This window comes from Paraburkholderia caledonica (assembly GCF_000383275.1).
Classification (GTDB): Bacteria; Pseudomonadota; Gammaproteobacteria; order Burkholderiales; family Burkholderiaceae; genus Paraburkholderia; species Paraburkholderia caledonica.
Genome location: NZ_KB911040.1, coordinates 161191 through 174511 on the forward strand (window position 1 = coordinate 161191; position 13321 = coordinate 174511).

The 13321-nt window shown below is 60.9% G+C and carries 13 protein-coding genes; 4 read left to right on the plus strand and 9 right to left on the minus strand.

Translation table 11 applies throughout. From position 1 onward, the window contains the following. Window positions 1-6 precede the first annotated feature (6 nt). The 6 genes from H281_RS0120895 to H281_RS0120920 all read right to left on the minus strand — a co-directional run bounded on the left by H281_RS0120895 (window position 7) and on the right by H281_RS0120920 (window position 6326). Window positions 7-780 carry an ABC transporter ATP-binding protein gene (locus H281_RS0120895; protein ID WP_013340264.1) on the minus strand — a complete coding sequence of 258 codons (774 nt, stop codon included), beginning with the start codon at window positions 778-780 and terminating at the stop codon, window positions 7-9. A gap of 18 nt (window positions 781-798) precedes the next feature. Then, entirely contained in the window at window positions 799-1968 is a 1170-nt protein-coding gene (locus H281_RS0120900) for an ABC transporter permease subunit (RefSeq protein ID WP_020069105.1), read from the minus strand. A gap of 22 nt (window positions 1969-1990) precedes the next feature. After that, entirely contained in the window at window positions 1991-2941 is a 951-nt protein-coding gene (locus tag H281_RS0120905; RefSeq protein ID WP_013340266.1) for a branched-chain amino acid ABC transporter permease, read from the minus strand. A 229-nt stretch (window positions 2942-3170) separates the two neighbouring features. Continuing rightward, window positions 3171-4373, minus strand: a complete 1203-nt coding sequence (locus tag H281_RS0120910) for a branched-chain amino acid ABC transporter substrate-binding protein (protein WP_020069106.1) — start codon at window positions 4371-4373, stop codon at window positions 3171-3173. A 535-nt stretch (window positions 4374-4908) separates the two neighbouring features. Next, window positions 4909-5868, minus strand: a complete 960-nt coding sequence (ispH, locus tag H281_RS0120915; protein WP_020069107.1) for a 4-hydroxy-3-methylbut-2-enyl diphosphate reductase — start codon at window positions 5866-5868, stop codon at window positions 4909-4911. 2 nt (window positions 5869-5870) lie between these two features. Then, on the minus strand, window positions 5871-6326 hold the full coding sequence (locus H281_RS0120920; RefSeq protein ID WP_020069108.1) for an FKBP-type peptidyl-prolyl cis-trans isomerase: 456 nt from the start codon (window positions 6324-6326) through the stop codon (window positions 5871-5873). 177 nt (window positions 6327-6503) lie between these two features. Between H281_RS0120920 and radC the strand changes: the two genes are divergently transcribed. From radC to nadB, 4 genes are all read left to right on the plus strand, one after another. After that, entirely contained in the window at window positions 6504-7268 is a 765-nt protein-coding gene (gene radC, locus H281_RS0120925) for a RadC family protein (RefSeq protein ID WP_027804810.1), read from the plus strand. Between the two features lie 278 nt (window positions 7269-7546). Next, complete coding sequence (rpmB, locus tag H281_RS0120930; RefSeq protein WP_006050117.1) at window positions 7547-7780, plus strand: 50S ribosomal protein L28; 234 nt, start codon at window positions 7547-7549, stop codon at window positions 7778-7780. Between the two features lie 10 nt (window positions 7781-7790). After that, on the plus strand, window positions 7791-7958 hold the full coding sequence (gene rpmG / locus H281_RS0120935; RefSeq protein ID WP_007180630.1) for a 50S ribosomal protein L33: 168 nt from the start codon (window positions 7791-7793) through the stop codon (window positions 7956-7958). Window positions 7959-8199: 241 nt separating this feature from the next. Then, window positions 8200-9798 (plus strand): L-aspartate oxidase, encoded by a 1599-nt coding sequence (nadB, locus tag H281_RS0120940; protein WP_020069110.1) that lies wholly within the window; start codon window positions 8200-8202, stop codon window positions 9796-9798. A gap of 64 nt (window positions 9799-9862) precedes the next feature. On the opposite strand, the gene nadC is transcribed toward nadB, so the two are convergent. The 3 genes from nadC to H281_RS0120955 form a co-directional block, all read right to left on the minus strand. Then, a complete protein-coding gene (nadC, locus tag H281_RS0120945) occupies window positions 9863-10792 on the minus strand; it encodes a carboxylating nicotinate-nucleotide diphosphorylase (protein ID WP_020069111.1) in 930 nt (309 codons plus the stop codon). After that, window positions 10792-11931 (minus strand): quinolinate synthase NadA, encoded by a 1140-nt coding sequence (gene nadA / locus H281_RS0120950; RefSeq protein ID WP_027804812.1) that lies wholly within the window; start codon window positions 11929-11931, stop codon window positions 10792-10794. Before nadA ends, nadC begins: the two co-directional genes overlap by 1 nt. A gap of 127 nt (window positions 11932-12058) precedes the next feature. Further along, a complete protein-coding gene (locus tag H281_RS0120955) occupies window positions 12059-13255 on the minus strand; it encodes a DesA family fatty acid desaturase (protein WP_027778980.1) in 1197 nt (398 codons plus the stop codon). Between the last annotated feature and the right edge of the window lie 66 nt (window positions 13256-13321).

Consider the following 13321-nt stretch of genomic DNA (forward strand, 5'->3'; position numbering starts at 1 on the left):
TGGACATCAGTGGACTCCTGCACCCAGATAAGCTTCGATCACCTTCGGATCCTTCTGCACGTCTTGCGGCAGTCCTTGGGCAATCACCTTGCCGTAGTCGAGCACCGTCATCTGGTTGCACAGACCCATCACGAGCTTCACGTCGTGTTCGATCAGCAGGATCGTCTTGCCGTCGGCGCGGATCTTGTCGAGCAGTCGCGTGAGTTCGACCTTTTCCGTTGCGTTCATGCCGGCAGCGGGTTCGTCGAGCGCGAGCAGCTTCGGATCGGTTGCAAGCGCACGCGCAATTTCGAGGCGGCGCTGGTGGCCGTACGACAGATTGCGCGACGTGTAGTCCGCGTACTGCGCAATGCCGACGTACTCCAGCAGTTCGATCGCGCGTTCCTTGATCTCGCGCTCTTCCTTGCGCTCGGCCGGCGTCTGGAACACCGCGCCCAGCAAGCCGTGTTTCGTGCGCACGTGCCGCCCGACCATCACGTTTTCCAGAGCGGTCATGCCACCAAAGAGACGGATGTTCTGGAACGTACGGGCAATACCTGCCTTCGCCACCTGATACACCGCGGTCGGCGTGTAGTTCTGGCCGTCGAGCTTGAAGTCGCCCGAGTCAGGCGTGTACAGGCCCGTAATCACGTTGAAGAACGTTGTCTTGCCGGCACCGTTCGGGCCGATCAGACCATAAATCTGGCCGGCCTTGATTTCGAGGCCGACGTCGGACAGTGCCTGCAAACCGCCGAAGCGCTTGTTGACGCCCTTTACCGACAGTCGAATGTTATCGCTCATGTTTTTTCTCCCTGTCCGTCAGGCGCGCACCGGCTTCTTGCCGCTACGCTTCGACAGTTTCGCAATCTTGTCTTCGTGCTTCGGCGACGGCCACAAGCCTTCCGAGCGATACAGCATGATCAGCACCATCGCGAGTGCGTAGACCAGCTGGCGGATCACTTCGGTGTCGACGATTTCATGGCCGAACAGCATGTGCTGCAGCGGACCCATCGTCGAGCGCAGGAACTCCGGCAGCACAGCGAGCAGCACAGCGCCGAGAATCACGCCAGGAATGTGGCCCATGCCGCCCAGCACCACGCACGCCAGCACGACGATCGATTCCGGCAGCGTGAACGATTCCGGCGACACGAAGCCCTGGAACGCTCCGAACATCGCGCCCGACAGGCCGCCGAACGACGCGCCCATCGCGAACGCGAGCAGTTTCACGTTACGCGTGTTGATGCCCATTGCCTTGGCGGCGATTTCGTCTTCGCGGATCGCGGCCCATGCACGGCCGATACGCGAGTGTTGCAAACGCGTACAGACCCAGATCACGAGCAGCGCGGCCAGCACGAACAGGTAGTAGTACGAGTACACCGAGGGGAACTGGAAGCCGAACAGCGAGTGCGTCTGCGCGAGACTGAAGTCGCCAAGGTGCACCGAATCGATCCCGGTAATGCCTTTCGGGCCGTTGGTGATGTTCACCGGACGGTCGAGGTTGTTCAGGAAAATCCGGACGATTTCCCCGAAGCCCAACGTCACGATGGCGAGATAGTCGCCTCGCAGACGCAGCGTCGGCGCCCCGAGTATCACGCCGAAAAACGCCGCCACCGCCATCGCGCACGGCACGATGATGAGGAACGGCACGTGCAGCCCGTTCGGTGCGAGATGCGCGATCCACTCGAACTGCGAGGTCAGATGCGGCGAAGACAACAGCGCCGCGGTATAGGCGCCCACCGCGTAGAAAGCGATATAACCCAGGTCGAGCAGGCCGGCAAAGCCGACCACGACATTGAGACCGAGTGCCAGCATCACGTACAGCATCGCGAAGTCGAGCACGCGAACCCAGTAGTTGCCGCCGGCGGTGCCGATGATCATCGGCGCAGCGATCACGAAGAACGCAGTGATGATGCCGACGGTCAGCGTCTTCGCCAGGTTCTTCTCGGGAATGAGCGTCGTGGACGGCTCGATCGGTTGAATTGAGGTCATTTGATTTACTCCTTGGCCTGGATCAAGCGCGATCCGCAACGCGTTCGCCGAGCAGACCCGACGGACGGAACACCAGCACGATGATCAGCACGATGAACGCAAACACGTCCTGATAGTTACTGCCGAACACGCCACCGGTCAGGTTGCCGATATAGCCGGCGCCCAACTGTTCGATCAGCCCCAGAATCACGCCGCCGACCATCGCGCCGCCGAGATTGCCGATACCGCCGAGCACCGCCGCGGTAAAGGCCTTCAGGCCGGGGATGAAGCCCATGTAGAAGTGCGCGTTGCCGTATTCGGACGCGATCATCACGCCGGCAAGCGCAGCAAGCGCAGAGCCGATCATGAAGGTGGCCGAGATCACGAAGTTCGGGTTCACGCCCATCAGCGAGGCGACGCCCGGGTTCTCGGCGATGGCGCGCATTGCGCGGCCGAGCTTGGTCTTGTGCACGAGCAGCAGCAGGCCTGCCATGACGAGGAACGCGACGACGATGATCACGATTTCAGTCATCGAGATCACGGCGCCAGGCGTCGTGTCGGTGGCCTTGATCACGTTCAGCGGATCGGTGGGCAGAAGCTGCGGGAAAGGCAGCGGGTTGCGCGACCAGATCATCATGGCGAGCGTTTGCAGCAGGATCGACACGCCGATCGCGGTGATCAGCGGCGCGAGACGCGGCGCCTTGCGCAACGGCCGGTAAGCCACGCGCTCGATCGTGTAGCCCACCACCGCGCAAACCACGGCGGCGATTGCCAGCGCGATGCACAGCGTCGGCACGTTGCCGAGGCCAGGGAAGTGGTTTTGCAGCACGCCTATGGCGGAGAGCGCGACCATCGCGCCCACCATCAACACATCGCCGTGAGCGAAGTTGATGATGCCAAGAATGCCGTAAACCATCGTATAGCCCAGTGCGATGATGGCATAAACGCTGCCCAGCACCAGTCCGTTTAGGATCTGCTGGATGAAGATATCCATTTAATGCTCCTTAGCCCGTGCGACTGGATTCGCGCTCTTCATCAGCCGGTGGGCGGTGATGCGTCACGGAATCTCAACGGCACTGCGGGTACTGATGTAAAAGACCGGTAAGGGTTTATCCGCCGCCGGTTTGCCCAGACGACTGGGTCACAGTCGCAGGCTCGCCTTCAGCGGATGCAAAAACGGCACCGTTGGGTGGTTCGGTGCCGTCAGGCTGAACGTCCCGTCATTACATCTTCACGACGTCGAGAACCGCTTTCTTGCCGTCCTTGAAGTCGTAAAGCGTAATGGCGCCCTCTTTCAAATCACCCTTGTCGTCGAACGCGATACGGCCGATTACCCCGTTGTAATCGGTGGACGGCATCGCAGCCAGCACCTTGGGCGCCTCGATCGAATTAGCGCGCTTCATTGCATCGACAATCACGTACACAGCGTCATACGTGAACGGTGCGTAAATCTGCACCGGCGTGTGGAAGCGGTCCACGTACTTCTTTTCGAAGTCCGCTCCCCTGTCCATTTTCGAAAGCGCGAGTCCCGCTTCCGAACAGACCAGGTTTTGCACGGCGGTTCCCGCCAGCTCCCCCACCTTGTCGGTACACACGCCGTCGCCGCCAAGGATTTTTGCCCTGATACCGAGCGCCGCCGCCTGTTTGGCAAACGGCCCGCCCGTCGCGTCCATGCCGCCGAACATGATGGCGTCCGGATGAACACTTTTGATCTTTGTGAGGATGGCCCGGAAGTCCGTGGCCCGGTCGTTCGTCGCTTCCCGCGCGACGATCTTCGCTCCGCTCGCCTCGACGGTCTTCGCGAATTCGTCCGCGAGCCCCTTACCGTAGGCGGTTGCATCGTCCACGACGGCGATGCGTTTGGCGCCCAGCGCCTTCGTGGCGTAATTGGCGAGCGCCGGACCTTGCTGCGCGTCTGTCGCGACGACGCGATAGGTCGTCTTGAAACCTTGCTGCGTGTACGCCGGGTTCGTCGACGAAGGCGAGATCTGCACAATGCTTGCGTCGCTATAAATCTTCGAAGCCGGAATCGACACACCCGAATTCAGATGCCCGACCACGGCCACCACGTGATCGTCGACGAGCTTCTGCGCGACCGCCGTACCGGCCTTCGGATCCGCCGCGTCGTCTTGCGCGTCGAGCTGCAAGTCGATCTTGTGGCCGTCGATCGTCAGTCCTTGTGCGTTGATTTCCTCGACCGCGAGACGCGCGCCGTTTTCATTGTCCTTGCCCAGATGCGCGATGCCGCCCGTCAGCGGGGCTGCATGGCCGATCTTCACAACGATTGCTTCGCTCGCCGGCGCAGCGGATGCCGCCACTGCCGCCGATGCTCCTGCTCCCGCCTCGCCATCCTGTTTTTTGCCGCACGCGGTCAGCATCGCAACCGCGGCCGCGATGGACACGGCGTAAGCAAACTTGACTCGCATTAAATAGGTCTCCCGCGCCTTGCAAAATCTATTGTTCGGGACCCTAAGGCCTTGAGAACGCGCGCATTGTAACTCCAATTTTGCGACGGGCAATATTGTTGAACCGGCAGGGTTTTCCTGCATTGCAACCGCTTTTCAAGACCGCATCGAAGCCGGAGGCGCAACCCGGTTGCGACTGATTTTCGTGCATCAGTTGCACCAGCGTGGGATCCGCTCGCATCAAGTGTTGCGGACGGTTGGTTCAAGGCCCGGTCGCAGCGCGCTTTCGCTTAAATCATATTTAAACGGCGCTGCGTCTCTCTCGGCACCATGTTAGTGCGTCAAAATAGTTTGCGGCCGGATCAGGCCTCATAAAACGGGGCCACAGTCATCAAATTTCAATAAATGTCGGATCGAATTCGCGAAAAAATATCGAAACGGGAGGCGAAAAGCGGGCGTCCTGGACGATGTGGCACCAATTGCTGGTCGTACTCGCTAGCCACGCGCAAAAAAAAGCGCGCCCGAGGGCGCGCACTTTTTGACTATTTCAGAGAGGTCAGGCTGGCAGACCCAAGCCACGCGGCAACGGGAACGCGATGTTTTCCTCAATGCCCTCGAGCGCGCGCACGTTGCGCACGCCGAGTTCGCGCAGACGGGCAATCACGGCCTGCGCAAGCACTTCAGGAGCCGAGGCACCGGCAGTCACGCCGATCCGGCGTTTGCCCTCGACCCATGCCGGATCGATCTGGTCGGGCGAATCCACCATATAGGAAGGCACGCCGAGCTTTTCAGCGAGTTCCCGCAGCCGGTTGGAGTTCGAACTGTTGGGGCTGCCGACCACGATCACCAGGTCGCACTGCGGCGCCATGAATTTCACGGCGTCCTGGCGGTTCTGCGTGGCGTAACAGATGTCCTGCTTCTTCGGCTCGCGAATGGAAGGATATTTCGCCTTGAGCGCGCCGATGATCTCCGCTGCGTCGTCGACGGAAAGCGTAGTTTGCGTGACGAACGCAATCCGATCTGGGTGAGCCAGTTGCAGCGCCTGCACGTCTTCGATGTCTTCGACGAGGTACATGCCTTCGCCCGCCTGGCCCATCGTGCCTTCCACTTCTGGATGGCCCTTGTGACCGATCATGACGATGTCGAAGCCGTCTTGCCGCATCTTCGCCACTTCGATGTGCACTTTGGTGACGAGCGGACAGGTGGCGTCGTAGACGCGCAGCCCGCGCGATTCGGCCTCGCTGCGCACCGCTTTCGAGACACCGTGCGCGCTGAAAATGACCGTATTGCCGGAGGGCACCTCTTCCAGACGCTCGATGAAAATAGCGCCCTTCTTGCGCAGATCTTCGACGACGTAGGCGTTATGGACGATTTCGTGGCGCACGTAGATCGGCGAGCCGTGCAGCTTGATGGCCCGCTCGACGATCTCGATAGCCCGATCGACGCCGGCACAGAACCCGCGCGGCTGAGCCAGCAGGATCTCCGTTTCGGCAAGGGTCGTATCCGCGATGATCATGTTTAAAGAATCCCGATGATTTTCACTTCAAATGCCAGCGCCTGGCCGGCAAGCGGGTGGTTGAAATCGAACAGGGCCGACGTTTCGTTCACTTCTTTCAGAACGCCAGCGTAGCGGCCGCCGCCCGGCGCGTTGAATTCGACCAGGTCGCCTGGCGAAAAATCCTCGCCGATCATGCTGTTTTCCCGCAGCGTGGCCAGAGACACGCGCTGGATCAACTCCGGATTACGGGGACCGAATGCGGCCCCCGGGGCTAGCTGAAAGGTCGAATGGTGGCCGACCTTTAAACCCATCAGAATGTCTTCCAGCGGCGGTGCGAGCTGTCCCGCACCGAGCAGCAGCGTGGCGGGCTTGTCGTTGAAGGTATTGATGACTTCGGCGCCATCGGCAAGGGAAAGCCGGTAGTGAAGCGTCACGTGTGAACCGGCCTTCACTTCGGAAATGTCGATGATGCTCATGCAATGCTCGCTCAGTCGAAGCGCGCTCTCACGCGTGCGCCGCGGGGCGCAGCTGACGCGTGCGGCAAACCGTCGGCGTGCCGTGCGCAAAGCGTCTATTGTAAGCCACATGGCTGGCCTCGGCTTGCGTCCATCGCGCGCACCGGGCCGAACCCCAAGCGGAGGAATTGTCTGTATATGTCTGATTATGCGTCGACGATCGACGAACCAATGTTGGATTTCGCTCGTTCGCCAAGGGGTGCTCCGGCTCCCACGGCGGATGGATTGCGTCGCAGGCGCAAATGGCCCAAACGTGACATGCCGCGTGAGCGGCTGATCGACCAGGGCCCCGGCGTACTGTCAGACACTGAGATGATCGTGCTGGTACTGGGCTCCGGCTTGCCGGGCCACGACGTTTTCAGTGTGGCTCGCGAGCTGCTCGACCGTTTCGGCTCACTGCGGGCAATGCTCGACGCCACTTACACGGACTTCGACGGGCTGCGCGGCATCGGGCCCGCGAAAAAAGCGCAATTGCTCGCGATCATGGAAATGGCGCGGCGCTCTCTGGTCGACAAAATGCGCCGCCGGTCGCTCATGAACTCTCCGGAAGCGGTCGAAAACTACCTGCGCCTGCTGATAGGCGGCCGTCCGCACGAAGTGTTCGTGTCGCTGTTTCTGGACGCCCGGCACCGGCTTATCCGCAGCGAGGAAAGCGCGCGCGGCACGCTCACGCGTATGGCGGTGTATCCGCGCGAGATCGTGCGGCGTGCGTTGACGCTCAATGCGGCAAGCCTGATCGTCGCGCATAATCATCCGTCTGGCGCTGTGCGGCCGAGCGCGAGCGACTGCAGTCTGACGCGCGCACTGCGCGAAGCGCTTGCGCTGATCGACGTCCAACTGGTCGACCATCTGGTAATCGGCTCGGACAGCGTATACTCCTTTGCCCGCGACGGCTGGCCCTGACGTTGGACCATGCGTCGGCGCCTGTAGCTCGTCCCGAAACGGTATGAAAAAAGCGCGGACGGCAAAGGAAAAGGCCCTGCGCTTTGTCTTGCTGCCGCAAATAAGGTTTGATTTTGCGGCTTTTTTTCTGCTAGAATTCCGGTTTGCCTGTTTCCAACCCCCTGTTCCGAAGCCACCAAGGCGTTCCGGAAAGGATACGTGCCTGAATTTCAGCGCGACTCTTTTCGGGAAACTTTCACGGCGTTCGAACTCAGAATTAGCGTATTAGGAGTGCTCTCATGGCACGCGTATGCCAAGTAACTGGGAAAGCGCCGATGAGCGGCAACAACGTTTCCCACGCGAACAACAAAACCAAGCGCCGGTTCCTGCCGAACCTGCAAAGCCGCCGTATTTGGGTGGAAAGCGAAAACCGTTGGGTGCGTCTGCGTATTTCGAACGCCGGCCTGCGCCTGATCGACAAGAACGGTATCGACGCTGTGCTCGCAGATCTGCGCGCACGCGGTGAAGCCTAAGGAGTAAATCATGGCGAAAGGCGCACGCGACAAGATCAAGCTGGAATCGACCGCAGGCACGGGTCACTTCTACACGACGACGAAAAACAAACGCAACATGCCGGAAAAGATGCTGATCAAGAAATTTGATCCGGTCGTCCGTAAGCATGTTGAGTACAAGGAAACCAAGATTAAATAAATCTTGGCTCCTGCCGCCTGACGACGGCAAGACATACACAAAAAGCCTCGCATTCGTGCGAGGCTTTTTGTTTTGGTCCAACCAAACCAGCTGACCCTGATGAGCCGCCATCGTCGGCGATACATAGCCTTATAACGTTCAGCCAGCTTTCCCTCGACCGTCGCGGCGCGTATCCTTTCCCGTTTTAGCAGCGCGTAAATCGCACGCTGCTACAGCAAAACGAAAGACGGAGATGCGAGCAATGGAATTCGATGTGGCGATTGTCGGTAGCGGTCTCGCGGGACTGAGCGTCGCGCTCAACCTCGCGCAGACGCGGCGGGTCGCGGTGATCGCCAAGCGGTCGATAACCGAGGGTGCAAGCGATTGGGCGCAAGGCGGCATTGCAGCGGTGCTCGATTCGGCGGACAGCATCGAAAATCACGTGCGCGATACGCTCGTTGCAGGCGCCGGCCTGTGTGATGAAGCCGCTACGCGCTTCATCGTCGAGCACGGGCGCGCTGCGATCGAATGGCTGATCGAACAAGGCGTGCCGTTCACCAAAGACGACTCCGCGGAACTCGGCTTCCATCTGACTCGCGAAGGCGGCCATAGCCATCGGCGGATCATTCATGCGGCGGATGCGACGGGCCATGCGGTAGTTGCCACGCTGAGCGAACGCGTGCGGCAGCATCCGAACATCACGCTGCTGGAAGATCACTACGCAATCGACCTGATCACGTCTGACCGGCTCGGACTGCCGGGCCGCCGTTGCCATGGCCTGTACGCGCTCGATGTGGAAAGCGGACGCACCGTCACGATCGAGGCGCCGCATACGGTGCTTGCCACCGGGGGCGCCGGCAAGGTCTATCTGTACACGACAAATCCCGATACCGCGACGGGCGACGGCATCGCGATGGCATGGCGCGCAGGCTGCCGGGTCTCGAATATGGAATTCATCCAGTTCCATCCCACCTGCCTCTTCCACCCGTACGCAAAGTCGTTCCTGATCTCTGAAGCGGTGCGCGGCGAGGGAGGCGTCCTGAAGCTGCCGGACGGCACGCGGTTCATGCCGAACCACGATGAACGCGCTGAACTCGCGCCGCGCGACATCGTGGCGCGCGCGATTGACTTCGAGATCAAGAAACGCGGCATAGATTGCGTGTATCTAGATATCAGCCATCAGCCGGCGGACTTTCTCCGCGAGCACTTTCCGACGATCCTCGCTCGGTGCCTCGAATTCGGTATCGACATTACGAAGGAGCCGATCCCCGTAGTCCCGGCGGCACACTACACGTGTGGTGGCGTAGTTACCGACCTGGCCGGCCGCACCGATCTCGCAGGCCTCTATGCAGTCGGCGAAACATCTTGCACTGGATTGCACGGCGCGAACCGCCTTGCCAGCAATTCGCTGCTCGAGTGCCTCGTGCTTGGCCGCTCGGCGGCACGCGCGATCGAAGAAGAGGGATTCTGCGGCGCCGTCCACGCGCCTTTGCCAGACTGGGACGAGAGCCGCGTTTCGGACCCCGACGAAGAAGTGGTCGTCGCCCACAATTGGGACGAGCTTCGCCGGCTCATGTGGAACTACGTCGGCATCGTGCGCACGGACAAACGCCTCGCGCGAGCCAAACACCGGCTGGCGCTATTGCGCGACGAGATCCACGAGTATTACGCGAACTTCAAGGTGAGCCGCGATTTGCTGGAGTTGCGCAATCTGGTGGACGTAGCCTCGTTGATCGTGGACGGCGCGCGCTCGCGGCGCGAAAGCCGCGGCCTGCATTTCAGCCGCGACTGGCCGGCAACTTTGCCGAAAGCGCTGCCGACCGTGCTCTCGCCCGAGCACGTCCGAAACCGCAACGTGTGATCGAAGGCAAAACGCCACCGCAGGCTCCGGGCCGGCGGTGGCGTTTTACAAGCAGGAACTTCCGTCAGACGATCCGCAGGGAGTAATCGGTCGCTCGCACGTCTTTCGTCAGGGCGCCGATCGACACACGGTCGACGCCCGTTTCGGCAATCGTCCGCACTGTTTCGAAGTTCACTCCGCCCGACACTTCCAGTACGGCGCGCCCCGCGGTGATCCGCACTGCTTCCCGCATCGAATCGAACGAAAAGTTGTCGAGCAGAACAGACTCCGCGCGATGCGCCAATGCCGTTTCCAGCTGCTCGAGCGTCTCGACCTCGATCTGGATAGAGACGCCCGCGTTGAGCGCGAGCGCGGCGTCCATAGCCGCCCCCACTCCGCCGGCAGCGGCAATGTGGTTTTCCTTGATCAGAATGCCGTCATACAACGCGAGCCGTTGATTCGCTCCGCCGCCCACGCGCACCGCGTATTTCTGCGCGAGCCGCAAGCCGGGCAAGGTCTTGCGCGTATCGAGAATGCGGGTACGCGTATGAGCGACCGCATCCACATACCGGCGCGTCGCGCTCGCCACGCCTGATAGAAGTTGAAGGAAGTTAAGCGCGTTGCGCTCGGCAGTAAGCAGCGCACGGACCGGTCCGCGCAGTTCGCACACGGGAGTGTCCGCTGTCATCCGGTCGCCTTCGCGGTAAAGCCACTGCACCTCGATCCGCGAGTCCACTTGCCGCAAGACCGCGTTAAACCACGACACGCCGCACAACACCGCATCCTCACGGACGACGACACGCGCGCGGCGCACGTCATCGGCGGGGACGAGGCGGCCGGTCTGGTCACCCGTGCCGACGTCTTCCGCAAGCGCGTCGGCGACGTTGCGCGCGAGCGCTGCGTCGAACACCGCACCGTATTGCGCATGGATCTCGGCGAAGAGTGGCGACACGGCTTCGGCGTGACTGTATGGCGCCGAACGGGGCACTGCTGAACTCTGCGCTGCCGCGGTCATCAGGCAGCTCCCACGTTCGAATACAACTGCGCGTCGCGCGCCAGGTCGCCGCTCGCTTGCACGCGCTTCTTATGGCGCGCGGCAAAGTCCAACATACGGTCGATCGGCACACGTGCACGCTCGCCAACAGCGCGTTCGACGAAAATCTCGTTATGACCGCGTTCGAGGACGTCGGCGAGATTCGCGAGACCGTTCATAGCCATCCACGGGCAGTGCGCGCAACTCTTGCATGTCGCGCTGTTGCCGGCAGTAGGCGCGGCGATCAGCGTCTTGCCGGGCGCAGCGAGCTGCATCTTATGGAGGATGCCGAGGTCCGTTGCCACGATGAAGTGCGTCGCATCCAACTTCTGCGCGGCATCGATCAACTGAGTGGTGGAGCCGACGACATCCGCCTGCGCCACCACGTTGGCCGGAGACTCCGGATGAACCAGGACTTTCGCGCCCAGATATTCGGCGCGCAGCAAGTCGAGTTCAATGCCCTTGAATTCGTCGTGTACGAGACACGAACCCTGCCACATCAGCATGTCCGCGCCGGTCTTGTTCTGGATGTAACCGCCAAGGTGCCGGTCCGGCGCCCAAATGATCTTTTCGCCGCGCGCGTGAAGGTCGGCCACGATCTCCAGTCCAATCGACGATGTCACCATCCAGTCTGCGCGGGCTTTAACGGCCGCGCTCGTATTCGCATAAACGACCACCGTGCGGTCCGGATGTGCGTCGCAGAAAGCCGAAAATTCATCTACCGGACAGCCGAGGTCCAGCGAACAAGTTGCGTCGAGATCCGGCATCAGAATGCGCTTGTCCGGGCTGAGAATCTTTGCCGTCTCGCCCATGAACCGCACTCCCGCCACCACGAGAGTCTGGGCCTCGTGATCGCGCCCGAAACGGGCCATTTCGAGGGAATCGGCCACGCAGCCGCCGGTTTCGTCGGCCAGCTCCTGCAATTCGGCGTCGACATAGTAGTGGGCGACGAGCACGGCCTTCTCGCGCTTGAGCAATGCGCGAATGCGCTCTTTCAGCGCCACTTTTTCCTGCGCCGACGGCACCTCGGGCACCTTCGCCCACGCCTGCCCGATCCCGCAGGATGTCCCCTGCGCCTGCGGCCGGTCGTATTCCACGGCCCTGATCGCCTGCTGATCCATGATCTCTTCTGCCCTCGCTTTGCCGCCGTGGAATACCCATCGCGTCATGCAAATTCCGCGGCCCAAAAAGCAAAACCCCGCCAACGCGGGGTTTTGTGACGTAACGAAATTTTAATGGATTTCGTGACTAAGCATAACGGCGCAGTCGCATTGCAAACTCCTGCAGCGCCTTGATGCCGCTCGCTTCCGCGCGATGGCACCAGTCCTGCAACTGCACCAGCAACTGATCGCGCGACGCGTTCGAGCGCTCCCACATTGACGCAAGCTCGTTACGCATGTCGATGTAGGTCTTCAACTTCTGGCTGTTCGCGAAGATTTGCGGCAGCAGACGCTTTTGTGGCTCGTCGAGCCCCGCTTCTTCTTTGTGGAACCAGCTGCGCGCCCCGCGCATCACCTGATATTTCTCCCGCGCGCCCACTTCCTTCAAATGCGCGAGTTCCTGACGATACGCACGCTTGAGCGCCTTGCCGTAACGCGCCATCACTTCGTACCGGTTAGCCAGCACGGCCTGCAACGTGTCCTGATCGAGCACCATCTTGCCCGTGGTCAGACGCGGCGTGGGCGCGACCTTCTTCACCTTGGCGAGGCGGAAAGCCGACATGATGCGGATGTACATCCAGCCGATGTCGAATTCGTACCACTTGTTCGACAGCTTCGCCGAGGTGGCGTACGTGTGGTGATTGTTGTGCAGCTCCTCACCGCCGATGATGATGCCCCACGGGAAAATGTTCGTGCTGGCGTCCGACGAGTTGAAGTTGCGATAACCCCAGAAGTGCGCCAGACCGTTCACCACGCCGGCTGCCCAGAAGGGAATCCACACCATTTGCACCGCCCAGATGGTCAGGCCGACCACGCCGAACAGCGCGACGTTCAGCACCATCATCAGGCTGACGCCGAGAATCGGGTACTTCGTGTAGACGTTGCGTTCCATCCAGTCGTTCGGCGTGCCGTGACTGAACTTGCGCATCGTCTCTTCGTTTTTCGCTTCGGTGCGATAGAGTTCCGCGCCTTCGAGCAGCACCTTCCAGATGCCGCGCGTTTGCGGGCTATGCGGATCTTCTTCCGTCTCGCACTTGGCGTGGTGCTTACGGTGGATAGCCGCCCATTGACCGGTCAGCATGCCCGTGGTCATCCACAGCCAGAATCGGAAAAAATGACTGACGACAGGGTGCAACTCTAGCGCGCGGTGCGCCTGGCAGCGATGCAGATAGACCGTCACACCAATGATCGTGACGTGTGTCACGGCGAGCGTGTACAGAACAAGTTGCCACCACGAGAAGCGCATCAGACCGTGGGCAAGGAAATCGAGCAAAGAATTCAACAAGGCAATTTACCTGTGGAACGAGAGACACGAGACACCCGCGAACTGCGCGTGTCAAGAAAGTGAAAG